Below are 25,747 nucleotides of genomic sequence, written 5' to 3'. Positions count from 1 at the left end.
GCTCACATCCGCCGCCTCACCTGCATAAAAATCAGGCCAGCGGGTATCCGTCTGTCCAGGTACGTGAAATCGTGCCGCCACCTTGTTACGTTCGGATGACCGATGACCCAGGCACAACCGAGAGTGAACCCAAGCGCCGCGCCGGACGCGGTGTTTCGTAGTCCGCAGATCGCCGACGGAGTCCGGCTCTGGCAGATCGCAGAGGCGTCGAAAGTACTCGACGTCAACTCCAGCTACTCATACCTGTTGTGGTGCAGGGATTTCGACGCATCGTCCATCGTCGCCGAAGTCGATGGCAACGTGGTCGGATTCGTCACCGGTTTCGTTCGACCGCACGCACCGGACACCTTGTTCGTGTGGCAGGTTGCCGTCGACGACAGCCAGCGAGGAAAGGGTCTGGCAGCGGCAATGCTGCACAGATTGCTGGAAAGCCTTGCTTCGCAATCAGTTACACACTTGGAAACAACGATCAGCCCCGACAACGCGGCCTCGATCGCCTTGTTCACAGCACTCGCGAGAAACCGCGGGACGCAGATAACCAAGCAAAACCTGTTCGACCCCAACGACTTTCCTGATGCACATGAAGCTGAAGAGCTCTACATCATCGGACCGTCGCGACAGCCGGAAGGAAACCCGACATCATGAGCACCAAGGAACCAACGATTTTCGAGTCACTCGAATCGGAAGTCCGTAGCTACTGCCGGGATTGGCCCACCGTATTCAAGAGCGCACAAGGCTCCTGGCTACGTGACGAGGACGGCAACGAGTACCTCGACTTCTTCGCGGGCGCCGGCGCCTTGAACTACGGTCACAACAACCCGATTCTCAAGCACGCACTCGTCGATTACATCGTCAACGATGGCATCACGCACGGCTTGGACATGTCGACGACCGCCAAGCGCGAGTTCCTCGAGTCGTTCAAGCGCAACATTCTTGATCCGCGCGACCTTGATTACAAAGTCCAGTTCCCCGGACCGACGGGCGCAAACTCCGTCGAAGCCGCACTGAAGCTCGCCCGCAAGGTGACGGGCCGCGAAGCGATCATCAACTTCACGAACGCCTTCCACGGCATGACCCTTGGGGCACTCTCCGTCACCGGAAACTCCATGAAACGCGCCGGTGCGGGCATTCCACTCGTACACGCGACACCGATGCCGTTCGACAACTACTTCGACGGCGTGATGGAAGACTTCCACTGGTTCGAGCGCGTGCTCGACGACTCCGGTTCGGGCTTCAACCGCCCGGCAGCGGTAATCGTCGAAACGGTTCAGGGCGAGGGCGGCGTCAACGTCGCACGTCCGGAATGGTTGCGAGCACTGGCCGATCTCTGCTCACGGCGCGACATCCTGCTGATCGTCGACGACGTCCAGATGGGATGTGGCCGCACCGGCCCGTTCTTCTCGTTCGAGATTGCCGGGATCACCCCCGACATCGTGACGCTGTCCAAGTCGATCGGTGGCTACGGCATGCCGATGGCACTGACATTGTTCAAGCCGGAACTCGACATCTGGGGACCGGGCGAGCACAACGGCACGTTCCGCGGCAACAACCCCGCGTTCGTCACGGCAACGGCTGCCATCGACCACTACTGGCGCGACGATGCGCTGCACAAGTCGACCCTCGCGAAGGGTGAGCGCATCCACGCCGCCTTCACCGATCTGTCGGAAGCTTTCGACGGCGTATCCACCCGCGGTCGCGGAATGGTTCAGGGTCTCGTCTTCGAGAACCCCGACCTCGCGGGCAAGGTGTGCCAGCACGCGTTCGAGGCCGGGCTACTTGCCGAAACTTCCGGCCCGTCGGACGAAGTTGTGAAACTTCTTCCCGCACTGACAATTACCGAAGACGAGCTAGACCACGGGCTGCGGATCCTCGCTGACGCTACTGCCGCGGTCTGCCGCTGAACGGAGTTCCGAAAATGATCGTTAGATCGACAGCCGAGATCACCGGTACCGACAGAGACGTCACGAGCGACGACGGCAACTGGCGTAGCAAGCGAATCGTCCTGGGCGGCGACGGCGTTGGCTTCTCGTTCCATGAGACCACGATCGAGCCGAACACCGTCAACAAGTTCCACTACGCGAACCACGTCGAAGCGGTGTGGTTGGTGGAGGGCGAGGGAACGCTGACCGACCTCGACAACGACAAGGTCTACGAACTCGGTCCAGGTTCGATGTACCTCCTCGACGGGCATGAGCGCCACCGCCTCGAACCGCGGACCCGCATGCGGATGCTGTGCGTTTTCAATCCGCCGGTGACCGGGCGCGAAGTACATGACGAAAACGGGGTGTACCCCCTTATCGAGGTGGCGGCAGGATGACTGACATGGTCGAGATCGCAACGGCAGATCAATACCCCACCCGGACCGGCACGGCATGCACCGTCAGCGGGCGTGCCGATCCGGTTGTCTGGGGTACGTGGAACGGTCCGCTGACACCGCCTGAACTTGCCCGGTACGACGACAAGGGCTTTCATGTCGCGCCTCGTGCGCTGTCAGCCGACGACGTGGCCGCGTGCTACTCCGAAATCGGCCGCCTGGCGAGATCGCCTCAGCTGGAACAGGACTCGCGCGTGGTCCGCGAGCAAGGCACGGGCGACGTCAGGTCTATTTTCGACGTCCATCTCCTGAGCGGGTTGGTCGCCGATATTGCGTCGCGCCCGAATATCGCCGGGATGGCACAGCAGATTCTGGGGTCGGACGTCTACATCCACCAGAGCCGGCTCAACTTCAAACCCGGCTTCACCGGCGGACCGTTCTACTGGCACTCGGACTTCGAGACCTGGCACGCCGAAGACGGAATGCCCACGCCGCGTGCCCTGAGCATCTCGATCGCCCTGACCCCAAACTTCGAGGTCAACGGCAGTCTGATGATCATCGCCGGATCTCATCGACGCTGGGTCTCGTGCGCTGGTGAGACCCCGAAGGACTACTTTCTGCAGTCGCTCGTCCAGCACATTCCGCCGACCGGCTCGCCCGACCAGCCGACGCTGACCCGGTTGGCGGACGAGTTCGGGATCGAGCAGATCACCGGGCCCGCCGGTTCGGCGATCGTCTTCGATTCGAACTGTATGCACGGGTCCAACGGCAACATCACCCCGTATCCCAGGTCGAACCTGTTCCTCGTGTTCAACAGTGTGGAGAACGTCTTGACCGAGCCGTTCGCAGCACCTGCGCCGCGCCCCGAGTTCTTGGCGAAGCACGACTTCACGCCGTTGCGCCGAGCCTAGAGACCAACAGCGCCCCGGCTGAACTGTCGATAGAGTGGTCGGCGAGCCCGACCGCTGCTTTCGTCCTCGCTACGTGGAGGTCCGACGTGCCACCCATCCCGATCGCCCTCGGTCCAACGCAGGAACGCCAGCTCGTGGACGCGATCGAGCGTGGGAGCGGCGTGCTTGCGGACATCGACGCTGCGCGGGGGCTCGTCTGGGCAACGGGTCCGGACGGGTTTCCGGACCCACTGCCGCCCGGCGTCGAATGGGTCCAGCTGTACGCCGCCGGTGTCGAGGAGTTCTTCACCACCGGCATCATCGGTCGAAATCCCAAAGTCCAGTTCACTTCCGCTGCAGGCGCATTCGCGAACACCGTCGCGGAACATACACTGGCCCTGCTGCTTGCGGGAGTCCGCTATCTACCCGAGCAGATCCTTGCGACGACCTGGCGCCAGCCGGAGTTCTTCCCGCACATCGGAACTCTGCGAAACTCCACGGTCGCGATCATCGGCGCCGGCGGAATCGGGCGAGCCCTCATTCCGATGCTCGCGGCTGTCGGTGCACATGTGCTGGCCGTATCTCGTTCTGGCAGACCGGTTCCCGGTGCCGTCGAGACGCTACCTGTCATTCGGCTCGACGAGGTGTGGGCACGAACCGACCACGTCGTGATCGCCGCGCCGGCAACCCCCGCGACCAAGCACATCGTCGGCGCCGACGAACTGGCGCAGCTCAAGCCCACGTCGTGGTTGATCAACATCGCGCGCGGGTCGCTGGTCGATACGGACGCGCTGGTGAAAGCGTTGCAGAACAACATAATCGGCGGTGCCGGACTCGATGTCACCGAGCCGGAGCCGCTGCCCGACGATCACCCGCTCTGGTCGCTGCCGAACGCGATTGTCACACCACACCTTTCGAATCCGCCGCAACGACGGGTAGAGGCGTTCGCGGAACGCGTATCCGCGAACGTCGCTCGCTTTGCGGCGGGAAACGAGTTGCTGTCGAAGGTCGACCCCGTTTCCGGCTACTAAAAGTCTCCGGCTACTGAGACGTTCCAGCTACTGGGCCGGCTCGGCCTCCGGGAAGAACAGCTCGCGCGCACGGCGAGCGACCTCGTCGGCTGGAACGTCTTCGATCTTCGTGCACACTGCCCAGCGGTGCCCGAACGGATCCACGACGACGCCGTGGCGATCACCAGAGAACGTATCCGACACCGGCACAACGAGTGTGGCACCTTCGCGGACCGCACGATCGACGAACGTGTCGGTATCTTCGACGTACACGACGATCGAGGAATGTACCCAGCCCGGCTCGGGTGCCTTGATCCCGTAGTCGGGCATGTCGTTCGACATCTGCAGCATCGAGTCGCCGATCCGCAATTCGGCGTGCATAAGGCTGCCGTCGGGCGCATCCATCCGATCGACGACCTCGGCGCCGAGACCGCGAACGTAGAAGTCGAGCGCCGCAGCACCGTCCGACACGGCGAGATACGGGGTGAGCGTGCGGTATCCGGCGGGGATGGGATTCACTGTTGTCATACGACAAGTCTGGCGGCCGACAGTTCCGCCGGAATTGAAGATTTGCGACAAGTTCGCTAATCCGTGAAAACCGGCGGCCGCTTCTGCAGGAAGGAATCGACTCCTTCCCGGAAGTCCGCCGCAGCGAGCAGCGTCAACTGATCACGCGTCTCGACCGCCAGCGCCTGTCCTAGGTCACCGATTGTCAACGCGTTGATAGCGGCCTTCGTACTCGCATAGGCCGCCCGTGGTCCCGCAGCGAGTTCACGGGCCAACTCGCCGGTGACGCGGGAAAGCTCTTCCGGTTCACAGACTTCGGCAATGAGACCCCAATCGAAGGCGTCCTGGGCAGGCACGCGTTCGCCGCGCAGGGCCAGCCGGATTGCGCGTGCGCGCCCGATCGAGGCAGCGACCGTCAGCGTCGCGCCACCGTCGGGCATGATTCCTCGCGCTGTGAACGGCAGCAGGAAGTACGACGCGCGCGATGCGACGACAAGGTCGCAGGCGAAAGCGAACGAGGCGCCAACCCCCGCGGCGGGGCCGTTGACAGCCCCGACCACGGGCTTCGGCATCGAGGTGAGTGCGGTGACGACTCGCGCGACTGCTCCCAACATGCGGTTGGAAGCCACCGGGCCGAGTTTCGCGACGTCGTCGCTCAGATCGGCCCCTGTGCAGAACGCCCGCCCGGCACCGGTCAGCAGCACACAGCGGACGGTTTCGTCGGACGCGAGAGCTTCCAGCCGGTCCGCGAACTCCTCCATGGTGTCGATGTCGATCGCGTTGCGAACGTGCTGACGGTCCAGCGTGACCAGCGCGACCCCACCGTCGAGCTCGACCCGGACCGCACCTGGCTCAGCAGTCACCGCGGTGCCATCCGGATCGCGCCGTCCAGGCGGATCGTCTCGCCGTTGAGCATCGGATTACCGACGATCGCCGCGACCAGATCCGCATACTCGGACGGCTGACCGAGCCGGCTCGGGTGCGGGACCTGCGCGCCCAGGGACGTCCGTGCTTCCTCCGGAAGCGAGCCAAGCAGTGGCGTGTGGAACAGGCCGGGAGCAATGGTGACCACGCGGATGGCGTACGAGGCGAGATCGCGCGCAATCGGTAGCGTCATTCCGACGATTCCGCCCTTCGATGCCGAGTAGGCGGCCTGACCGATCTGTCCGTCGAACGCCGCGACCGACGCGGTATTGATGATGACGCCGCGCTCCTCGCCGTCGATCTCGTTGGCGGCCATGGCATTCGCAGCAAGGCGAATCACGTTGAAGGTTCCGGTCAGGTTGACACCGACGACTTTCGTGAAGCCGTCGAGCGGAAACGGCCCACGCTTGCTGACAGTCTTGATCGCATTGCCGATGCCCGCGCAGTTGACGACGACGGACAGGTTGCCGTGCTCGTTGGCGACGTCGACCGCGGACTGCACAGCCGCCTCGTCGGTGACGTCGGCGCCAACGAAGAACACTTCACCGTCGATCTCCTGCAGACCGGCCTGGTCGGCGTGCGGGAGGTCGAGGGCGACCGCGCGGGCGCCGTCGGCGACGAGCCTGCGCACCGTGGCGAGCCCGAGGCCCGACGCTCCACCGGTCACGAGAACGGACTTACCTTGCAACTTCATGCAGACCTCCGAGGGCACCATCGACCGAAGACATTTCCTTATACGTCGTACACCACGCTACGACCGAGGCGCTGCGCGACCCCTTGCGCCTAAGATGGCGGGGGTGGCAGTCGAAAGTCCACCCGCACCGAAGGTCGAGCACGCGGTCGACGAACTGCACGCCCTTCTGCGTGGTCGTCGAACCGTCGCGCTGACCGGCGCCGGAATGTCCACGGACTCCGGGATCCCGGACTATCGCGGCCCCGATTCGCCACCCCGCAGCCCGATGACCTATCAGCAGTTCGTCGGCGACACCGATTTCCGGCGGCGGTACTGGGCACGCAATCACGTCGGCTGGCGGTACGTCGATTCGGCGGTTCCCAACGCGGGGCATCGAGCGCTCGCGAGCCTGGAGAAGGCGGGCCACGTCAACGCCCTGATCACCCAGAACGTCGACCTCCTCCATACCAAAGCCGGCAGTCGGCGGGTGATCGACCTGCACGGCACGTACGCGCAAATCCGGTGCTTGCGGTGCAACGACCTCACGTCGCGGCATGCACTCTCGGAGCGGCTCGAACGCGCAAACCCAGAGTTCGCGGCAACGCTCGTGAAGGGTGACGAGATCGCACCGGACGCCGACGCCGTCGTTGCACGAACCGATCACTTCCGTCCGGTCGACTGCGTGCGGTGCGGCGGAATGCTGAAGCCCGACATCGTGTACTTCGGCGAGAGCGTGCCGCGTGAACGGGTCGCCGCCGCATTCTCGCTTGTCGAGAACGCGGAACGGCTGCTTGTCGCCGGGTCGTCGCTGACGGTGATGTCCGGACTGCGGTTCGTCAGGCGTGCCGCGAAGTTAGGAATTCCCGTAGCGATCATCAACCGCGGCCACACCCGAGGCGACGAGTTCGCAACTCTCAAAATCGAACTGGGTTGCTCCGAGGTTCTGGCGGGGTTGGTGCAGCGAGTGCATTAGGCGCTCCGACTACACCACTACTAAATCGTCCGCGTGCACCACGGGCCGGCGCAGATCATCGGGCAACTCGTGCGTCGAACGACCCAGCATCCCGGTGAGTTCTGTGCTGTCGTACTCAACGACTCCACGCGCCACGACATCGTCGTCCGGTCCGACCAACGACACCACATCGCCGCCGTAGAACCGGCCGTGAATGCTCGTGATGCCCGCCGCCAGAAGGGAACTGCGCCGCGCCACCGCGCGGACCGCACCGGCGTCCAGCCGCAGTGATCCCCGCGCGTCAGCGGCGTGGCGAACCCAGAACTTTCGCGCCGACAGCCGGACCGGTCGGGCAGCGAACGCTGTTCCGACGCGTCCGGACCCGAGTGCTTCGTCGGCCGCCGACGCGGCTGCGAGCAAAACAGGAACACCGGCGTCGGCGGCGAGTCGAGCAGCCGACAACTTCGATGCCATACCGCCCGTCCCCAGCACACCACCTGTGCCCGCGATGACTCCTTCGAGATCGGCGCGGCTGCGCACCTCGGGGATCAGGTTCGCATCGCCCTTGCGCGGATCGCCGTCGTAGAGGCCGTCGACATCCGACAACAACAGCAGGGCGTCGGCGCCGACGAGGTGCGCGACCAGCGCGGCCAGCCGATCGTTGTCACCGAAGCGAATCTCTTCCGTTGCGACAGTGTCGTTTTCGTTCACAACGGCGACCGCACCGAGCGATCGCAGCCGCTCCAGCGTGCGCTGCGCATTGCGGTGATGCTCACGGCGCGCGAAGTCGTCCGCCGACAGCAACACCTGTCCGACCGTCCGGCCGTACCGTGCGAAGGAGGTGCCCCACGCATGCGCCAGCGCCAGCTGACCGACACTCGCGGCCGCCTGCTTGGTCGCCAAATCCTTTGGCCGCCTTGTCAATCCAAGCGGTGCAAGACCCGCGCCGATCGCGCCCGACGACACGACGACGACGTCGGATCCGGCACGCATGCGTGCCTCGACCGCATCGGCGAGCGAATCGAGCGACGCCGAGTGAATGCCGCGTTCCAAGCTGGTCAAAGCCGACGAACCGATCTTGACGACCACGCGACGAGCCGACGAGATTGCTTGTCGCGCAGGACTTATCGCATCATAGGACGCGGTCATCGATCCTCCGGGTCGCCGCTCTCGAGACCACGGCGAACGCGACTGGCGTGCTTGCGCTCCGCGGCACCGATGCGATCGATCGGATCTACGCGCGGGTCGGTACCACGACCGGTCGGGACCAGGTCGACACCGGCAGGAGTCTGCGGTTCCCAATCGAAGGTCACGTTTCCGATCGTCACTGCAGCACCGGGCTTCGCGCCGAGCTTGACCAACGCGTCCTCGACACCGAGGCGAGCGAGCCGGTCGGCGAGGTAGCCCACTGCCTCGTCGTTGTCGAACTGCGTCTGGTTGATCCAGCGTTCCGGGCGGGTGCCGTGGACGATGAAACCACCGGCGATATCGGGGTCTGGAACGACCTTGAAACCGCTCTCGTTCGTCGCGACCGGGCGGATGATCGGACGCTTGGGCGCAGCCTTCGGGTGGGCGATCCGGTAATCCTGAACCATCTGTGCCAGCGCGAAGGTCAACGGGCGCAACCCTTCCCTCGTCACTGCAGAAATCGTGAACACCGGCCACCCGCGCTCGGTCAGGTCGGGGGTCACGAACTCGGCGAGCTCCGCAGCCTCGGGCACGTCGGCTTTGTTCAGAATGACGACACGCGGCCGGTCCGCCAGATCTCCCAGCTCGGAGTCCGCGGACAGCGCAGGCTTGTATGCCGCGAGCTCAGCTTCCAGCGCGTCGATGTCGCTGATCGGATCGCGGCCGGGATCCAGTGTCGCGCAGTCGACGACGTGTGCGAGAACCGCACACCGCTCGAGGTGGCGCAGGAAGTCGAGGCCGAGGCCACGCCCCTGGCTCGCGCCGGGAATCAGTCCCGGAACGTCCGCGACCGTGAAGGTCGTGTCACCGCTCGAAACAACGCCCAGGTTCGGCACGAGCGTTGTGAACGGGTAGTCCGCAATCTTCGGCTTCGCCGCCGACAGGACCGAGACGAGCGACGACTTGCCCGCCGACGGGAACCCGACGAGGCCGACGTCTGCGACGGACTTCAGTTCGAGTACCAGTTCGCGCTCGATACCGTCTTCGCCGAGCAGCGCGAAGCCTGGTGCTTTGCGTGCCTTCGACGACAGCGCGGCGTTCCCGAGGCCGCCGCGGCCACCCGATGCCGCAGCGAAAGTTGTGCCGATACCCACGAGGTCCGCGAGGATCGTGCCGTCCTTGTCGAGCACCATCGTGCCGTCCGGGACTTTCAGAACGAGGTCGTCGCCGTTCGAACCGTCGCGGTTGCTGCCCATCCCCTGGCTGCCGTTGGTGGCCTTTGCGTGCGGATGAAAGTGGAAGTCCAGCAGTGTATGGACGTTCTGGTCGACCTCGAGGATCACGTCACCGCCGCGACCGCCGTTCCCGCCGTCCGGTCCGCCGAGCGGCTTGAACTTCTCACGGTGAACCGACGCGCAGCCGTTCCCACCCTTGCCGGCGCTGACGTGCAGCACCACGCGATCGATGAATCGGGACATATATCCGATCCTCCTAGGTTCTTGTTGCGGGTGGTCTGCGAATCGCTGAGTGTCGTGGAAAAACCAAACGGGGCGAGCCTGGGTACTCGACCCTGGCTCGCCCCGTCCGGGAGCTTGGAAGCGGCAGCCTAGGCCTGAGCCGCTGCCGGAACGATGTTGACCATCTTGCGTCCACGCTTGGTGCCGAACTCGACCGCACCGGCCGCGAGCGCGAAGAGCGTGTCATCGCCGCCACGGCCAACGTTCTCGCCCGGGTGGAAGTGCGTGCCACGCTGCCGGACGAGAATCTCGCCCGCGCTGACAGCCTGTCCGCCGAAGCGCTTCACACCGAGTCGTTGTGCGTTCGAGTCGCGACCGTTGCGCGAGCTGGATGCACCCTTCTTATGTGCCATGCCGAACCCTCCTGGGTGTTAAGGATTAATTGATTCCCGTGACCTTTAGGACGGTCAGCTTCTGACGGTGTCCCTGGCGCTTGTGGTAGCCGGTCTTGTTCTTGAACTTGTGGATGCGGATCTTCGGACCCTTGGTCTGCTCGACGACCTCGCCGGTGACCGAAATCTTGGCGAGCTTGTCTGCATCGGTGGTCAGATCGGCGCCATCGACGACGAGGACCGGAGAAAGTGAGACAGCCGTGCCGGGCTCACCCTCGATCTTCTCGACCTTGACAAGATCGCCTACTGCGACCTTGTACTGCTTTCCGCCGGTCTTGACGATCGCGTACGTTGCCATCGGAGGGCTACCTCTCTCTTCCCAAAAAGTCACTGCTGGTCGTGCTGCTGTTCGCACGGCCTGAGACCGTGCGACTGGTCTTGTGTGGTTGCTGCCTCGCGCACGCGCGGCTCCCGGATGGGAACACAACACGTCTGCACGATCCCGTAGACGCGGCGAACCGATATCGCCGGGCAGCGACTGATCAAGGTTACGGGACCGCGACCGCGAGGGTCAAACCGGCCGAATCACCTAGTCATCTCCACTTCAGGCGTCGACGTCCACGGGCGGCCCAGCCGGCCGTCCAGCGGCGCGTCGGGGGCGGGGTTGACGCACTGGAACTGGCTGTTCCGGTTCGTTCGCCTGTGTTGCCGTTTCCTTCGATTCCGGTGCCTCCGCTGGCGGTGTCGCCGGAATCACAAACACTTTTCCCGCATTCGCCGCGCCCTCGGGGGCGGCTGCGGCCCTGGAGACCTTGCGACGCAACCAACCGCGTCGCTCAGGCTCTGCCGACTCCGGCGCAGCAGGCGCCGATACCGGCTCTTCGGCAGCCTTCTCTGCGGGCTTGTCTTCGGCGACCGGTTCTGCGGCTGCCGTCGACTCGTCCGGCTTTGCGGTTTCGGGCACTGTGGGAGTGACCTCGACGTCGACCTCGGGGGCCAGCACGTCGGAGGTCACCTCGGTAGCAGCAGCATCCAGGTCCGCGGCAACCTCGGCGGGTTGGTCGGCCACAACCTGCTCGCTCTCGGAAGCGTGCTCGGCGGCCGGGTGATCGTGGTGGTGCGCAGCCATCGCCAGCGCGACCGGGTGCGCCCGGCGGACCGATGCGTCGACCTCGGAGGCCGGATGCCCGTTGGACACGGCCTCGGCCGGCTCGGGTGCCGGTCGCTCACGTCCGCGACGCTTGCGCGCGGGCGATTCGCTGCGTGCCGCCTGTCGCGAACCGCTGTCGTCGCCAGAGGAAACCTCGACGGGGTACGCGTGAACGAGGATTCCCCGGCCGTGGCAGTGCTCGCACGGGGTCGAGAACGCCTCGACAAGTCCCGTCCCGAGCTTCTTACGAGTCATCTGGACCAGGCCGAGCGACGTCACTTCCGACACCTGGTGCCTGGTGCGGTCGCGGCCGAGTGCTTCGGTCAACCTGCGCAGGACGAGATCGCGGTTGGACTCGAGAACCATGTCGATGAAGTCGACGACGATCATGCCGCCGATATCGCGCAACCGCATCTGCCGGACGATCTCTTCGGCGGCCTCGAGGTTGTTTCGCGTGACGGTTTCTTCGAGATTGCCGCCGGCACCGGTGAACTTTCCGGTGTTGACGTCGACAACAGTCATCGCTTCGGTGCGGTCGATCACCAGGGTGCCACCCGACGGCAGCCACACCTTGCGTTCGAGTGCCTTGGCGAGTTGCTCGTCGATCCGGTGTGCCTCGAACACATCCGGACCGCCGTTGCCTTCGTGGCGGTGCACACGCGGAAGTAGATCTGGCGCAACAGTTCTGATGTAGGACTCGACCGTGGTCCAGGCCTTTTCGCCCTCGATCACGATCTTGGAGAAGTCCTCGTTGAAGAGGTCGCGAATCACCTTGACGAGCAGATCCGGCTCTTCGTACAGAGTCTTCGGATTGCCCTTGCCACCGGCGGCGGTCGCTTCTTCGTCGACCTTGCGCCACTGGTTCTGCAAACGCTCCACGTCACGCGCGAGTTCTTCTTCGCTGACGCCCTCGGACGCTGTCCGGATGATGACGCCCGCGTCCGCAGGAACGATGTCGCGCAAGATTTCCTTGAGCCGCTTGCGTTCGGTGTCAGGCAGTTTGCGGCTGATACCCGTCGACGAGCCACCCGGCACGTACACCAGGAATCGGCCTGCCAGGCTGATCTGCGTGGTCAGGCGGGCGCCCTTGTGTCCGACCGGATCCTTGCTGACCTGCACGAGGACCTGATCGCCCGGCTTGAGTGCCTGCTCGATCTTTCGCGAGTTGCCGCCGAGGCCCGCGGCCTCCCAGTTGACCTCGCCTGCATACAGCACACCGTTGCGGCCGCGACCGATGTCGACGAACGCCGCCTCCATGCTGGGCAGCACGTTCTGGACCCGGCCGAGGTAGATATTGCCGACCATCGAACCGGAACTGGTGCTCGTGACGAAATGCTCGACGAGGACGTTGTCCTCGAGCACGGCCACCTGCGTAGTTGCACCCTGATCGGGGAAGTTCTTCTCGCGCACGACCATGACGCGGTCGACGGCTTCGCGCCGCGCGAGGAACTCCGACTCCGTGAGGATCGGCGGCCTACGGCGACCGGCATCGCGGCCGTCGCGGCGCCGCTGCCGCTTCGCTTCGAGACGGGTCGAGCCGGTGATGCCCTGGACCTCGTCCTTGACCCGCGGCTTGTTGCGCGGTTCGCGCTCGTGCACAACGGTGTTCGGCGGATCGTCTTCGGAGGTGGCGGTAGCGTCGCCGGTGGCCTCGCTGCCTACCTTCCGACGCCTGCGCCGACGCCTACGTCGACTCGGCCCGTCTCCGGTCGCCGATTCGTCGTCCTCGTCGGAATCATCGGCGTCACCGGAATCGCTCGAATCGCCGGAGTCGGCCGAGTCGTTGGACTCGTCGGAAGACTCTGCGGACGTCTCGTCCTCGGAATCCTCATCGGTGTCGTCGTCGGAATCGTTCTCCGACTCGCCGCCGGGCTGCTCGCCCCGGCCCCGACCACGGCCACGGCGACCGCGCCGCCGCCGCCGCGGGGTTGCGGAGTCGCCCGAAGTTTCGTCGGTGCCCGTTTCGTCGGCGCTCTTGTCGGCGCTCTCGTCTCCGGTTGTCTTGGCTTCGGCCGGAGCCTCGGTCGGCGCAGGCTTCTCCTGCGGTGCCGATTCTGCAGGGGCGGCTGCCTTGCTCTGGGACTCGGTCCGGCGGCGGCGACGGGTTTCTTCGACGACCCCGGCGTCCGGCTGCAGAAACAGCGGCGCCGGTACGACAGCGTTCGGCTCGAAGGCCGGACGGTTCGCGTCTTCGACTGCCTGCTGCCCCGGGCTCGCAAACAGCTGCTGCTGCGCCCCGAAAGGATCTGCCACTTCGGGCGCTGCCGGTTCTTCCCGCGCAGGAGTCTCGGTGTCCGCAGGCGCCGCGGCGGTGTCCTCGGCAGCCGTCTCGACAACGACGGTTTCGCTGACAACGGCAGTGGCGAGTTCGGGCTCAGGCGCAGCGTGCTCAGGCTCAGCGTGCTCAGGCGCAGCGGGCTCGGGCTCGACAGACCCGGACTCGGCGGCCTTGGCAATCGCGTCGCGGACCGATTCGGCCGCTTCCCTGCTCACGCTCGAATGCGGGCTGCGGGCGGTGACGCCCAGTTCCTCCAACGCACCGAGGAGTTGTTTGCTCTTCACCCCCAGGAGCTTGGCGAGGGCGTGCACCCGAATTCGGTCGGGCAGTGTTGCGACAGCCGGCTCGGGCTCGGGGTCTGCAGGCGGGCCCTGTTGGGGCTCCTCCGGGGCAGACACCGCCTCGGCGGCTGGAGTTGCATCAGGCGTGCCGTCGTTCGGCGCGCTTTCGTCGGACGCCGGGTCACCCGGGACAGCTTCGCTCTGCTCGGTCGAAACCGGCAGGTCCAGCTCTTCTGGTGTCTCGGGCGGCTCTTTGTCGGCCACGTGGTCTCCTCGACCCCCGGGCGCGTCCGCCCAGCTACTGGGCGGTGACGCGGCCACGCAGGGGTTACATGTGTACCCGCGCCTGAATGGGCGCGAGATTGTATGGTCTCGCTCCGCGTACTCGGATCGTCCGTTGGGCTCTAGGACCGTATGGGCTAGCTGGGCACGCGGTGCCGGGCTGGATGGCTGTGCTCCACGGTTCGCGCGCTGATCATCAAGCGTGCCGACGCGGACTCAGGTATCTCCTGGAGTCCGTAGCAGCGATGAAGGCATCGAACCACGGTGTCATCCGATTGCAGCCGCTGTGACATTGCTGGGTCGGACAAAAGCGGGGATCGAAACTTCAGCGGAGCAACCGTGACCAGTATCCCATACGGCCGCGCGGGGTCTTCACCAACGGCGCACTTCGCGGTCGTGTCGTGCCTGTCAGCCTGCGGAGAGCTCCGGGAACCACAAAGCGATCTCACGTGCGGCGGACTCGGCGGAGTCGGATCCGTGCACCATGTTCTCTTGCGTTTCGAGCGCGAGGTCGCCACGAATGGTGCCCGGCGTGGCCTTCTCGACAGGGTCGGTGCCGCCGGCGAGCTGCCGGAAGGCCGCGATTGCCCGGGGACCTTCGACGACCGCGGCGACAACCGGCCCGGAGGTGATGAATTCGAGCAGCGATCCGAAGAAGGGGCGCTCGGAGTGCTCGGCGTAGTGGCTCGACGCGAGTTCGTTGGAGACATTCTTCAGCTCCAACGCTGCGATGGACAGTCCCTTGCGCTCGATGCGGGCAAGGATTTCGCCGACGTATCCACGAGAAACGGCGTCGGGCTTGATAAGTACGAGGGTGCGCTCAGTCACGGGCGAAACTCTAGAGGGCTAGTCCCGCTGTCCTGGCAGCAGCCCCTCTTTTAGGCGTAACTGCACGTCACGGCGTAGGTAGAGGATGTAGCCCCAGACGCCCGCGAACAGAACGCCGAGCCACCCGATCGCAGGATGCGCGAAGAATCCAAGGATGAACGCGACCTGTAGACCGAGGTTGAGCGCGAGTGCCCACGGCCTGCGCTGCAACCCGCTCGCGACAATCATCAGCAGCGCGAGGCCGCAGATATAGGAGATCGACAGCCAGCTGAGCCCGCCGCCGATCTTCGCTACTACCGGCAGACCCAGCAGAACGACGATCACCTCGAGGATCAGGACGCCGGCCATCACGCCGCGCAACGCCTTCCACGGATCCTTGGCGGGAGCGTGGAATTCTTCGGCATCCTCCGCAGTCACGCTGGATCCTTTCCTAGCAGCGAGCGGGCGGCTCCGGCTGTGACCACCGACCCGGTGACGACGACTCCCGCACCCGACACGGCCTCCCCCGGCTCGACGACCTCCTCGGCCAACGCAATTGCCGTCTCTAGCGCATCGGCAAGGCTCGACGCGACGACGACTCGTTCGTCTCCGAAGCGCTGCACCGCGAGGTCGGCGAGTTCTTCGGCCTCGAGACTGCGCGGCGATCCGTTCGTGGTGACGACGAGCTCGTCGAAGATCGGTTCCAGTGCTTCCAGAATTCCGGAGACGTCCTTGTCCCGCATCACGGCCACGACGCCGACGAGCTTGCGGAAATCGAACTCTTCGGTGAGAGCTTTGGCGAGCGCCTTGGCACCGGCAGGGTTATGGGCGGCATCGAGAAAGATCGTCGGCGCGTTGCGAACTCGTTCGAGGCGGCCTGGCGAGGTCACCGACGCGAAGCCTGTGCGAATTGCCTCGATATCGAGCTTGCGCTCCGCTCCCGCACCGAAGAACGCCTCGACAGCAGCCAGAGCGAGCACCGCATTGTGCGCCTGATGCTCGCCGTGCAACGGCAGGAAGATGTCGTCGTAGACGCCACCGAGGCCCTGCAACTGCAAGACCTGCCCACCGATCGCGATCTGGCGGCCCAGCACAGCGAACTCCGAGCCTTCGCGGGCAACCGCCGCATCGACCTCGACGACGCGCCGAAGGAGGACGTCCATCGCTGCGGGGTCCTGCTGCGCGATCACGGCGACCGTGTCGACTGGAATCAGCTGCTCGGGAGCTTTTTTGATGATCCCGGCTTTTTCTTTGGCAATCGTCGCGATGTCGTCGCCGAGGAACTCGGTGTGATCCAGGCCGATCGGCGTGATCACCGCAACCTGCCCGTCGATGACGTTGGTCGCATCCCAGGTGCCACCCAGCCCGACCTCGACGATCGCGACATCGACCGGCGCCTCGGCGAACGCGGCGAAGGCCATGGCGGTCAGCACCTCGAACTTGCTCATCGGCACGTCGGACGATGCGTCGACCATCTCGACGTAGGGCAGCACCTCGCGATAGGTGTCGACGTAGGTCCGCGGAGAGATCGGCAGCCCGTCGATTCCAATTCGCTCGGTGGCCAGTTGCAGGTGCGGACTCGTCGTGCGACCGGTACGGCGGTGCAGGCTACGCAAAAGCGCGTCGATCATCCGCGTGACCGACGTTTTCCCGTTCGTTCCTGCGACGTGAATGGCCGGGTAGCTGTGCTGGGGCGAGCCCAGCAGGTCCATCAGTGCGCTGATGCGCGTCGTCGACGGCTCGATCTTCGTTTCGGGCCAACGCTTGTCGAGTTCGGCCTCGACGAGGGTGAGCTCAGCGAGGTCGACCGGCGACGGCGGTTCGGCAACTGGTTCCAGCGGCGAGGTCACTTGGCTCCCATGTCGGCAAGTCGAGCGCCGATCCTGGCGACTTCTTCTTCTGCGAGAACCTTGCGCGCCTTGATCTTGTCGACGACTTGATCGGGCGCCTTCGCAAGGAATGCATCGTTCGACAGTTTGGCTGCTGTACCCGCAAGTTCCTTTTCGGCTGCGGCCAAATCCTTTTCGAGCCGACGGCGCTCTGCTTCCAGGTCGACGGTTCCCGACGTGTCGAGTTCGACGGTCACCGTTGCCGCGGACAGGCGCACCTCGAGGGACGCTGTCACGGCGAAGTCATCCTCCGGCGGCGTCAGGCGCGCCAGCGCGGCGATGGCATCTTCGTGTGCCGTCAGTGCTGCAGCATCGATCCCGACGAGTCGGGCCGCAACCTTCTGCTTGTCCTTGAGCCCCTGATCACTACGGAACCGGCGGACCTCGGTGATCAACCGCTGCATATCCTCGATCCGTTGTGCCGCAGCAACATCGGTTTCGATCCCGGACGCCTCCGGCCAGCTGGAGATCACCACCGATTCGCCACTCGTCAGCGCTTTCCACAGCGATTCCGTGACGAACGGAATCACCGGATGCAGCAGCCGTAGAAGCGAATCGAGCACGACACCCAGGACGGTCCTGGTGTGCGCCTCGTCCGGCCGCGTGAGCTGCACCTTGGCAAGCTCGAGGTACCAGTCACAGACTTCATCCCACGCGAAGTGGTACAACGCCTCGCACGCCTTACCGAACTCGTACGCCTCGAAGGCTGTATCCACTTCTGCGCGAACCTCATCGAGGCGGTCGAGGATCCAGCGGTCGGCGTCCGTGAGCTCGGCGCGATCCGGAAGTTGTGCCGGCTGCGCGCCGTTCATGAGTGCGAACTTCACCGCGTTGAAGAGCTTCGTGACGAAGTTGCGTGACGCGGCAGCGTGCGACTCACCGATCGACAGGTCGCTACCCGGCTGCGCACCGCGAGCTAGCGTGAACCGCAACGCATCTGCGCCGTACAGCTCTACCCAATCGAGCGGGTCGATGCCGTTGCCCCGCGACTTGGACATCTTCTTGCCGAACTGATCGCGGATGAGTCCGTGCAGGAAGACGTCCTTGAACGGCACGTTAGGAACGTCCTTCGCGCCGAAGGCATCGTCGTTCGCGACGTACAAACCGAACATCATCATTCGGGCGACCCAGAAGAAGATGATGTCGTATCCGGTGAACAAAACGCTTGTTGGATAGAACTTTTCGAGCTGCGGCGTTCTCTCCGGCCAGCCAAGGGTCGAGAACGGCCAGAGCGCTGACGAGAACCACGTATCGAGGACGTCGGGATCCTGCGTCCAGCCTTCGGGAGCGGTTTCGTCCGGGCCGACACAGACGGTTTCGCCGTCCGGTCCGTACCAGATCGGAATCCGGTGCCCCCACCAGAGCTGCCGCGAGATGCACCAATCGTGCATGTTGTCGACCCAGCCGAACCAACGCGGCTCCAGGCTCGTCGGATGAATCACTGTGTCGCCGTTGCGAACCGCGTCACCCGCCGATTTCGCAAGCGTCTCGACCTTGACCCACCACTGCAACGAAAGGCGCGGCTCGATGGCCTCGCCGCTGCGCTCCGAATGGCCCACGCTGTGGAGGTACGGCCGCTTCTCAGCAACCACGCGCCCCTCCTCGGCGAGTCGCTCGCGCACCTTGACGCGCGCTTCGAAGCGGTCCATACCGTCGAATTCGGTTCCAGTACCGACGATTCGAGCGCGCTCGTCCATGATATTGGGCATCGGCAGGTTGTGCCGCACGCCCATTTCGAAGTCGTTCGGATCGTGCGCGGGGGTGATCTTCACTGCGCCCGTACCGAATTCGGGGTCGACATAGTCGTCGGCGATGATCGGAATCTGGCGGCCCGTGATCGGGTGCTCGAGCGTGGTGCCGATGATCGCCCTGTAGCGCTCGTCGTCGGGATGGACCGCAACCGCGGTGTCCCCCAGCATCGTTTCGACGCGAGTCGTCGCCACGACGACATGTGGCTCGTCATCATTCAAGGACCCGTAGCGCAACGACACCAGTTCGCCCTCGACGTCCTCGAACTTGACCTCGATGTCCGAGATGGCGGTGCGCAGCTCGGGCGACCAGTTGACGAGGCGCTCGGCGCGATAGATCAGCCCGTCGTCGTAGAGCCGCTTGAAGATCGTCTGCACAGCGCGCGACAGGCCATCGTCCATGGTGAAGCGGTCGCGGCTCCAATCGACACCGTCGCCGATGCGTCGCATCTGGCCCTGGATGGTGCCGCCGGATGCGCGCTTCCAGTCCCAGACCTTGTCGATGAACAGTTCGCGGCCGAAGTCTTCCTTCGTCTTGCCGTCGACCGCGAGCTGCTTTTCGACGACGGTCTGCGTCGCGATTCCTGCGTGGTCCATACCGGGCTGCCAGAGCACCTCGTAGCCCTGCATGCGCTTGCGGCGCGTGAGCGCGTCCATCAGCGTGTGGTTCAGCGCGTGGCCCATGTGCAGGCTGCCGGTGACGTTCGGCGGCGGCAGCACGATCGAGTAGGTCGGCTTGTCGCTGGTGACATCTGCGGTGAAGTAACCGGCGTCTACCCAGCCCTGATACATCCGCGCCTCTACGTCGCTGGGGTTCCAGCTCTTCGGAAGCGAATCTGCTCGGTTGCCGGTGTTTTCGGAGGCTGCGCTGGTCACCCGGCGATTCTAGTGGTTCGGGCTGCGCCGCCGGTGCGCGCGTCCAGCCCTCGACCGGCTCACGGGCAACGCAGCTGCAACACTCCGGGATCGGCGCTGATGTCGATCGGCAGCGAACCGAGCGGCTCACCATCCGCGTAGGCGGTGGTGTCCGGTGCGCTCAGCCGCACCCGCGCGGACCGGTAGACGTCGACGCCGTCGATATCGACATGGGTGCCCTTGTAGATCGTCGGGAACAGCCGAATCAACCGAAACCTGCTGGTCGCGCCTACCACGGTGATGTCGAGCATGCCGTCGTCGGGGCGGGCGGTCGGGACGACGAGCATTCCGCCGCCATAGGAACGGGTATTGCCGACGGTGACGAGTATGGCGTCGACCTCGACCGTCCGATCGTCCAATTCGATTCGGTAAGGCACCGCCTCCAGTTTGGCCAGCTCGGCGATCATCGCGACGTTGTAACGCATCGGGCCCTTCGGCCAGCGCAGCAGGTTCGCGCGATCCGTCACCCGGGAATCGAAGCCGCTCGAGAGCACGGTGCCGAACCAGCGGTCTCCGACCCTGCCGAGGTCGATCGTCTTCGTCGTGCCGTCGATGACGATGTCGGCGGCGGCGACCGGGTCGTCGACCGGGATGCCGAACTCGCGGGCGAGGTCGTTTCCCGTGCCGCCTGGAATGATCCCGAGCGGGACGTTCGACGTCGCGACTGCCTGCAGAACACACGAGATCAGGCCGTCGCCACCCGCAGCGACCAGCGCGTCGACGCCGTCCGCGACCGCTTGGCGGGCAAGGGCGAGCGACTCTGCCGCCGTCGCACCCTGCAGCTCGACCACGTCGACGCCGCGTTCTCGCAGCCGGCCGAGTGCCTTTGTGCTGCTCACCATCGCCTTGCCGTGCCCTGACATCGGGTTCGTCAGGACGGCGACCGAAGAAATCGCGCTCACGGGATCAGTTTCCCCGGATTCAGGATGCCCGCGGGGTCAACGACGTTTTTGACCGCACGCAGAATTTCGACACCCAGGTCGCCGACCTCCGCCGTCATCCAGGGGCGATGGTCGCTGCCGACCGCGTGATGGTGGGTGATCGTGCCGCCGTTGCCGACCATCGCATCCGACGCCGCCCTCTTGGCAACGGTCCACTGGGCGATCGGGTCGTCCTTCTGTGCGCAGATCACCGTGAAGTAGAGGGACGCGCCTGTCGGGTAGGTGTGCGAGATGTGGCACAGGACCAGCGGCGGCGTGCCCTGACCGGTCAGGGCTTCCGAGAGCGCTGCCGTAACTGCTCCGCGTAATGTGCCGAGGTTGGACCATGTCGTCGCAGTCTCCAGCGTTTCGCACAGCACGCCGGAGTCGAGCAGTGCGTCGCGCATGTACGGCGCGTTGAAGCGACCGTGCTCCCACTGCCGCGCGGGATCTGCGCCGAGGGCAGTCCCACCATTTTCTGTGAGGATCGCCGACGCCTCCGCGGCCCTGGACGCAACGTGGGCCGCGGTGCCCTCGAAGGTGGTGATCGCGAGACACCCGGATGTCACCGCGGCACCGCCCGCCTTGTCGGCCATCGCGAGGTTGACGCCGGACTCGGCTTCGTCGGACAGACGCAGGACGGTCGGCGCTACGCCTGCCTGCACTACCGCACGCAAAGCGGCTGCGCCCGTTGTGAAGTCGGGGAAGGACCACGCCTGGTAGTCGGTCCGCTCCGCGACCGGATGCACGCGGAGCGTTACCTCTGTGATGACGCCGAACGCACCTTCGGACCCGACGAACAGCTCACGAAGGTCCGGTCCGGCAGCCGATGCGGGTGGCTTTCCGAGTTCGATGGTTCCTCGCGGCGTAGCAACTTTCAGATGCGCGACCATGTCGTCGAAGCGGCCGTAGCCTGCCGACGCCTGGCCCGACGAACGCGTTGCCGCAAAGCCGCCGATGCTCGCGAACTGGAAGCTCTGCGGAAAGTGCCCGATCGAAAGGCCATGCGCACCAAGCAGTTCCTCCGCCTGCGGACCGGTCAGGCCGGCGCCCATTCGGGCGGTCCCGCTGATCGGATCGATCGCCGACAGGCTGTTCAGGCGACGCAGATCCAGCGCGATCGCCGCATCGGAGCCACCGCGTTCGGGGTCGACGCCGCCGACGACGCTCGTACCGCCGCCGAACGGAACGACCGCGATCCGGTTTGCCGAGCAGTACTGCAGGACCGCGACGACCTCGTCGTGGTCGGCGGGGAACAGAACTGCATCCGGCGCGTTCTGCGGATCGGTCGACCGCCGGCGCAGGAGGTCGAACGTGCTCTTACCACCCGCGCGGAGCAGCCTGGCGCTCTTGTCGGTGGCGACGTTCGCCGCGCCGACGAGCTCACCGAGTCCTGCGACGTGGTCGGCGGTCAGCGTCGAATCACGCAGGATCACTGCATCTTCCGACGGCCGTCCACCGTCGGATACCTGCACTCCGAAGGCCTGCGACAGCAAGGTGCCGACTGCCGGCGAAAGCGGCTTGTTTCCGGCGGCCACTCCCCACGCGTTCCACTGCATCAGCGGTGCGGGCGTCGGTGGAACGTCGGATGTTGCTAGGTCCGATAGTGCATTTACGTCGCTCATGCATTACAGTATTACACATCATGTCAACTAGTAACGATGAGACGATCAGCGATCAGACAGCGAGCACTGACGCGATGGACGCCATCGATCAGGCGGTCCTCGATGCTGCGCGCAGCTGCATCGAAGACTTCGGCGTCAAACGGACGACGCTCGCCGAAATTGCGCGGCGCGCCGGCGTCAGCCGCCCGACCGTCTATCGCCGCTGGCCGGACACGAACACGCTCATCGGAGAACTGCTGAATCGCGAGATCAGGTCGATGCTCGCCACGAATCCGGTCGGCCACGCGCACGGACGCGAACGAATGGTGCGCGAAATCGTCGAGGGCGCCGCGGCGATGCGCGGCAACTCGTTGTTTCAGAAGATCTTTCGCACCGACACCGACATCGTTCTCACCTACGTCGTCGACCGGTTGGGCCGCAGCCAGCGCGCCTTGATCGCCTTGTTCGCCGAGGCCATCCGCACAGGTCAGGCAGACGGTTCGATCCGCGACGGCGATCCAGCCCAGTTGGCGACCATGGTCTTGCTCATCGCGCAGTCGACCGTCCAATCGGCACGAATCGTCGAGGACACCCTCGCCGGTGCCGCCGTCGACACAGAACTTGCCAAAGCCATAGATGGCTACCTTCGTCCCATTGGAGACACACGATGACCACCGCACCCACCCACGACTCAGCTCTGAACGCGGCTCGTCGCACCCGCGAACTCGACGCACTGGCCGCCGGTGCCGAGATCGACCTCCTTGTGATCGGCGGCGGCGTGACCGGCACCGGCATTGCGCTCGACGCGGCCGCTCGCGGCCTTCGTACAGTCCTCGTCGAGAAGCACGATCTCGCGTTCGGCACCAGTCGCTGGAGTTCCAAACTCGTGCACGGCGGCCTGCGCTACCTGGCCAGCGGCCGGGTGGGTATCGCACACGAAAGTGCCGTCGAGCGTGGCATTTTGATCGATCACACCGCACCCCACCTCGTGCGTCCGCTCCCCCAGCTCGTGCCGATTCTGCCGTCGATCGGACGGCTCAACCGGTTCCTGGTGCGTGCCGGATTCGTCGCCGGAGACATGCTCAGGCGCGGTGCAGGCACCTCCCCTGCAACCTTGCCCCGCTCGCGAAGGGTGGCCCGCGCCGAGGCGCTACGGCTGGCTCCGACCGTCCGGCGCGAGGGCCTGCGGGGCGGGTTCGTCGCCTGGGACGGTCAGTTGGTTGACGACGCCAGACTCGTCGTCGCGCTCGGCCGCACCGCCGCGGCACACGGCGCGATGATCCTGACGAAGGTCGAGGCGACGGACGTTACCGGCAGCTCAGCGCTCCTGCGCGATACGTTGACCGGATCCGAAACGCTTGTCCGTGCCAAGGCAGTTGTGAACGCAACCGGCGTCTGGGCGGGCGACGTGGACAAGTCGATCACATTACGCCCCAGTCGCGGAACACATTTGGTGTTCTCGGCGGAGTCGTTCGGCGGCATGACAGCGTCGCTGACAGTTCCTGTGCCCGGCGAGACCGGCCGCTTCGTGTTCGCGTTCCCCGCCGCACACGGCCGCGTGTATCTCGGGCTCACCGACGAAAGCGCGCCCGGCCCGATCCCCGACGTCCCGACCGCGTCCGATGGCGAGATCGATTTCCTGCTGACGACCATCAACACAGTTCTGCGGGAACCGTTGACGCGCAAGGACATCGTCGGCACATATGCCGGACTGCGGCCACTGCTGGATTCCGGTGACGGCACCACTGCGGACCTCTCGCGCAACCACGCCGTCACCACGTCCGAGTCGGGCATCATCACGATCGTCGGCGGCAAACTGACGACCTACCGCAAGATGGCAGAGGACGCGGTCGACGCAGCTGTCGCGCAGCGCGGCCTGACCGCCGGCCCGTGCCGAACGAAGCGACTTCCCTTGATAGGTGCAGCATCTGGCGCGAAGCGGGACGCGATCGCCGCGCCGTCACGACTGGTCGAGCGGTACGGTACGGACGCCGTCACCGTGCTCGCTGCAGCACAGGACAATCCAGCATTGCTGGAACCTGTCGCCGACGGCATCGATGTCTGCGCAGCCGAATTCGCGTTCGCAGTCAGTCACGAAGGGGCAATGGACGTCGACGACCTTCTGGATCGGCGAACCCGCATCGGACTCGTCGAGGCGGACCGCATCGCTGCACTGCCCGCCGCCTACACCGCGCTCAGCGGGGATTCCGCCACATTGCAAACAGAGTCGGCCCACCGTCCGGAATGACGATCTCGCCCGTCGTCTCGAAACCGAATCTCTCGTAGTACGGGACGTTTTCGGGCTTGCTCGATTCGAGATAGGCGGGCGCGTGCTCGGCGTCGACCCGGTCCAGACGCGACTTCATCAACGCGAAGCCGTGCCCGCCGCCGCGCACGGCGGGGTCCGTGCCGATCGTCGACAGGTACCAGTGCGGTTCCTGCGGATGGTTCTTTTTCATCGTCTCGGCAACTTCTTGGCCGACCTGAACGCGGCGGCCGAACGCCAGAATCATCGCGGGCATCATCCGGAGCTCGGAGAGCTGCGATCCCTTCCAGGTGTCCGGCGGCGCCCAGAGTGCTGCCCCGCCGATCGATCCATCGTCGGCGAGCGCGATCTCACATCCGCCCGTGGCGAAGTATTGATATCTCGTGATGGCACCGAAGAGCCGAGGCAGGCCTTTCGCCCGCGCGGCGTCGCCGGGCAGCATCCAGTTCATTACCGGATCGTCGTAGAACGCCCTGCCCAGGACCTTGCTCAGGCCGCCGATATCGGACTTCGTGATTGCTCGCACGCTCCCCATGCCAACACGATAGGCGCTACGCGCGTGTGCGCGGTTGGAGAGTCCAGAGACTCGCTAACCGCGCACGGGACGATAGACGTCCACGTCCACGACCGTCATCCGCTTGCGGTCGAAGTAGCACATCAGCACGGCCGGTTCGCCGGCCGCCGTGCACGATGCGCAGACCACGTCGCCCGCTGCAATCACCTTTTCCAAGCCGGTGACCGAAACCCCGCCGAGAAGCGTCAAAGCTCGGCCGTCCCCCGCTTCGGCAGCTGAAACAAGCTCGGCAACAGCAGCTTTACCCGCATCGCCGACACTGCGTATCGCACCGCCGAAGGCAACGGCTCCGCCCAGGTGTTGCTGAGCAAGCAGACGCCTGGAAGTCTGCGCCATCGATCGGAGCCGCGCTCGATCGACCCCCAGCGACTGCCCCAGGACCGGTCCGACTTCCCAGTGCGCCGCAAGGCGGGCGATCTTCAGCTCGTCGCCCTCGACCGTCAGCTGATAAAGGAGGTATGCGGGCGTGTGCAGTTCGACGCCTTCGTCATCTCGAATCTCGATCGTCACGTTGCGGACCACGTCGAGCCCACGCACGATGTCCGGACCGTCGAATCGGAAACGAATTGTCCGGGTCGCGATGAAGGTCTCCCAGAATCGCGCCAGCGCACCGGTGCCGCGACCACCGCTGCGCGCGTCGTAGATGCCGCCGACGACCGGTTCACCGCCGACCGGGTCCTCGACGATGTGCCGCCGCGCGAAGAGCGCCAGCCAGGCCTGTTTGTCATGCCGTGCAACAGCTTCCGGCGACCGTTCGACGAACGCGAGGACATCTGCGTGCGGCAC

The 25,747-nt window shown here is 65.2% G+C and carries 24 protein-coding genes; 8 read left to right on the top strand and 16 right to left on the bottom strand.

Annotated elements, in window-relative coordinates:
- Positions 1 to 102 precede the first annotated feature (102 nt).
- The 5 genes from ectA to JGU72_RS19230 all read left to right on the top strand — a co-directional run bounded on the left by ectA (position 103) and on the right by JGU72_RS19230 (position 4,235).
- The gene (gene ectA, locus JGU72_RS19250) at positions 103 to 645 is read left to right on the top strand and encodes a diaminobutyrate acetyltransferase (RefSeq protein ID WP_199685614.1); all 543 of its coding nucleotides are present in this window, start codon (positions 103 to 105) and stop codon (positions 643 to 645) included.
- Positions 642 to 1,901 carry a diaminobutyrate--2-oxoglutarate transaminase gene (gene ectB / locus JGU72_RS19245; protein WP_199685613.1) on the top strand — a complete coding sequence of 420 codons (1,260 nt, stop codon included), beginning with the start codon at positions 642 to 644 and terminating at the stop codon, positions 1,899 to 1,901. Before ectA ends, ectB begins: the two co-directional genes overlap by 4 nt.
- 14 nt (positions 1,902 to 1,915) lie before the next feature.
- On the top strand, positions 1,916 to 2,317 hold the full coding sequence (locus tag JGU72_RS19240; RefSeq protein WP_199685612.1) for an ectoine synthase: 402 nt from the start codon (positions 1,916 to 1,918) through the stop codon (positions 2,315 to 2,317).
- Entirely contained in the window at positions 2,314 to 3,225 is a 912-nt protein-coding gene (gene thpD, locus JGU72_RS19235; protein WP_374101129.1) for an ectoine hydroxylase, read from the top strand. Before JGU72_RS19240 ends, thpD begins: the two co-directional genes overlap by 4 nt.
- A gap of 86 nt (positions 3,226 to 3,311) precedes the next feature.
- Positions 3,312 to 4,235: a D-isomer specific 2-hydroxyacid dehydrogenase family protein gene (locus tag JGU72_RS19230; RefSeq protein WP_199685611.1), complete on the top strand. Its 924-nt coding sequence runs from the start codon at positions 3,312 to 3,314 to the stop codon at positions 4,233 to 4,235.
- 27 nt (positions 4,236 to 4,262) lie between these two features.
- Here the strand turns inward: JGU72_RS19230 and JGU72_RS19225 are convergent, their stop codons facing one another.
- Genes JGU72_RS19225 through JGU72_RS19215 form a run of 3 tightly spaced genes read right to left on the bottom strand, consistent with a single transcriptional unit; the run spans position 4,263 to position 6,339 of the window.
- Positions 4,263 to 4,742, bottom strand: coding sequence for a VOC family protein (locus JGU72_RS19225; RefSeq protein ID WP_199685610.1), 480 nt, complete (start codon positions 4,740 to 4,742; stop codon positions 4,263 to 4,265).
- A 56-nt stretch (positions 4,743 to 4,798) separates the two neighbouring features.
- Positions 4,799 to 5,584, bottom strand: a complete 786-nt coding sequence (locus JGU72_RS19220; RefSeq protein ID WP_199685609.1) for an enoyl-CoA hydratase-related protein — start codon at positions 5,582 to 5,584, stop codon at positions 4,799 to 4,801.
- The gene (locus JGU72_RS19215; RefSeq protein ID WP_199685608.1) at positions 5,581 to 6,339 is read right to left on the bottom strand and encodes a 3-hydroxyacyl-CoA dehydrogenase; all 759 of its coding nucleotides are present in this window, start codon (positions 6,337 to 6,339) and stop codon (positions 5,581 to 5,583) included. Before JGU72_RS19215 ends, JGU72_RS19220 begins: the two co-directional genes overlap by 4 nt.
- A 94-nt stretch (positions 6,340 to 6,433) precedes the next feature.
- Here JGU72_RS19215 and JGU72_RS19210 point away from each other — a divergent pair, with 94 nt between their 5' ends.
- Positions 6,434 to 7,291: an NAD-dependent protein deacetylase gene (locus tag JGU72_RS19210; protein WP_199685607.1), complete on the top strand. Its 858-nt coding sequence runs from the start codon at positions 6,434 to 6,436 to the stop codon at positions 7,289 to 7,291.
- 9 nt (positions 7,292 to 7,300) lie between these two features.
- Here the strand turns inward: JGU72_RS19210 and proB are convergent, their stop codons facing one another.
- The 11 genes from proB to JGU72_RS19155 all read right to left on the bottom strand — a co-directional run bounded on the left by proB (position 7,301) and on the right by JGU72_RS19155 (position 22,076).
- Positions 7,301 to 8,419, bottom strand: a complete 1,119-nt coding sequence (gene proB, locus JGU72_RS19205) for a glutamate 5-kinase (protein WP_233532693.1) — start codon at positions 8,417 to 8,419, stop codon at positions 7,301 to 7,303.
- On the bottom strand, positions 8,416 to 9,876 hold the full coding sequence (gene obgE / locus JGU72_RS19200) for a GTPase ObgE (protein ID WP_199685606.1): 1,461 nt from the start codon (positions 9,874 to 9,876) through the stop codon (positions 8,416 to 8,418). The genes proB and obgE overlap by 4 nt, the downstream gene beginning before the upstream one ends.
- 128 nt (positions 9,877 to 10,004) lie before the next feature.
- The gene (gene rpmA, locus JGU72_RS19195) at positions 10,005 to 10,268 is read right to left on the bottom strand and encodes a 50S ribosomal protein L27 (RefSeq protein WP_199685605.1); all 264 of its coding nucleotides are present in this window, start codon (positions 10,266 to 10,268) and stop codon (positions 10,005 to 10,007) included.
- Between the two features lie 25 nt (positions 10,269 to 10,293).
- Entirely contained in the window at positions 10,294 to 10,605 is a 312-nt protein-coding gene (gene rplU, locus JGU72_RS19190) for a 50S ribosomal protein L21 (protein WP_199685604.1), read from the bottom strand.
- Between the two features lie 246 nt (positions 10,606 to 10,851).
- The gene (locus tag JGU72_RS19185) at positions 10,852 to 14,004 is read right to left on the bottom strand and encodes a translation initiation factor IF-2 N-terminal domain-containing protein (RefSeq protein ID WP_199686087.1); all 3,153 of its coding nucleotides are present in this window, start codon (positions 14,002 to 14,004) and stop codon (positions 10,852 to 10,854) included.
- Between the two features lie 642 nt (positions 14,005 to 14,646).
- On the bottom strand, positions 14,647 to 15,066 hold the full coding sequence (gene ndk, locus JGU72_RS19180) for a nucleoside-diphosphate kinase (protein ID WP_199685603.1): 420 nt from the start codon (positions 15,064 to 15,066) through the stop codon (positions 14,647 to 14,649).
- Positions 15,067 to 15,084: 18 nt separating this feature from the next.
- The gene (locus JGU72_RS19175; RefSeq protein WP_199686086.1) at positions 15,085 to 15,414 is read right to left on the bottom strand and encodes a DUF4233 domain-containing protein; all 330 of its coding nucleotides are present in this window, start codon (positions 15,412 to 15,414) and stop codon (positions 15,085 to 15,087) included.
- Positions 15,415 to 15,479: 65 nt separating this feature from the next.
- Complete coding sequence (gene folC / locus JGU72_RS19170) at positions 15,480 to 16,895, bottom strand: bifunctional tetrahydrofolate synthase/dihydrofolate synthase (RefSeq protein ID WP_199685602.1); 1,416 nt, start codon at positions 16,893 to 16,895, stop codon at positions 15,480 to 15,482.
- Positions 16,892 to 19,558 carry a valine--tRNA ligase gene (locus tag JGU72_RS19165; protein ID WP_199685601.1) on the bottom strand — a complete coding sequence of 889 codons (2,667 nt, stop codon included), beginning with the start codon at positions 19,556 to 19,558 and terminating at the stop codon, positions 16,892 to 16,894. Before JGU72_RS19165 ends, folC begins: the two co-directional genes overlap by 4 nt.
- Before the next feature lie 59 nt (positions 19,559 to 19,617).
- The gene (locus tag JGU72_RS19160; protein WP_199685600.1) at positions 19,618 to 20,499 is read right to left on the bottom strand and encodes a diacylglycerol kinase; all 882 of its coding nucleotides are present in this window, start codon (positions 20,497 to 20,499) and stop codon (positions 19,618 to 19,620) included.
- Positions 20,496 to 22,076 (bottom strand): FAD-binding oxidoreductase, encoded by a 1,581-nt coding sequence (locus JGU72_RS19155; RefSeq protein ID WP_199686085.1) that lies wholly within the window; start codon positions 22,074 to 22,076, stop codon positions 20,496 to 20,498. Before JGU72_RS19155 ends, JGU72_RS19160 begins: the two co-directional genes overlap by 4 nt.
- 86 nt (positions 22,077 to 22,162) lie before the next feature.
- On the opposite strand from JGU72_RS19155, the gene JGU72_RS19150 reads away from it, so the two are divergent.
- The gene (locus JGU72_RS19150; RefSeq protein ID WP_199685599.1) at positions 22,163 to 22,792 is read left to right on the top strand and encodes a TetR/AcrR family transcriptional regulator; all 630 of its coding nucleotides are present in this window, start codon (positions 22,163 to 22,165) and stop codon (positions 22,790 to 22,792) included.
- Positions 22,789 to 24,369 (top strand): glycerol-3-phosphate dehydrogenase/oxidase, encoded by a 1,581-nt coding sequence (locus JGU72_RS19145; RefSeq protein WP_199685598.1) that lies wholly within the window; start codon positions 22,789 to 22,791, stop codon positions 24,367 to 24,369. Before JGU72_RS19150 ends, JGU72_RS19145 begins: the two co-directional genes overlap by 4 nt.
- Here the strand turns inward: JGU72_RS19145 and JGU72_RS19140 are convergent.
- Both JGU72_RS19140 and JGU72_RS19135 read right to left on the bottom strand, forming a co-directional pair.
- Positions 24,317 to 24,922, bottom strand: a complete 606-nt coding sequence (locus JGU72_RS19140) for a GNAT family N-acetyltransferase (RefSeq protein WP_199685597.1) — start codon at positions 24,920 to 24,922, stop codon at positions 24,317 to 24,319. The genes JGU72_RS19145 and JGU72_RS19140 overlap by 53 nt on opposite strands.
- Positions 24,923 to 24,976: 54 nt before the next feature.
- Positions 24,977 to 25,747 (bottom strand): ketosteroid isomerase family protein, encoded by a 771-nt coding sequence (locus JGU72_RS19135; protein ID WP_233532692.1) that lies wholly within the window; start codon positions 25,745 to 25,747, stop codon positions 24,977 to 24,979.

This window comes from Antrihabitans auranticaus, assembly GCF_016481275.1.
Lineage (GTDB): Bacteria > Actinomycetota > Actinomycetes > Mycobacteriales > Mycobacteriaceae > Antrihabitans.
This window is presented reverse-complemented; position numbering and strand designations above follow the sequence as displayed.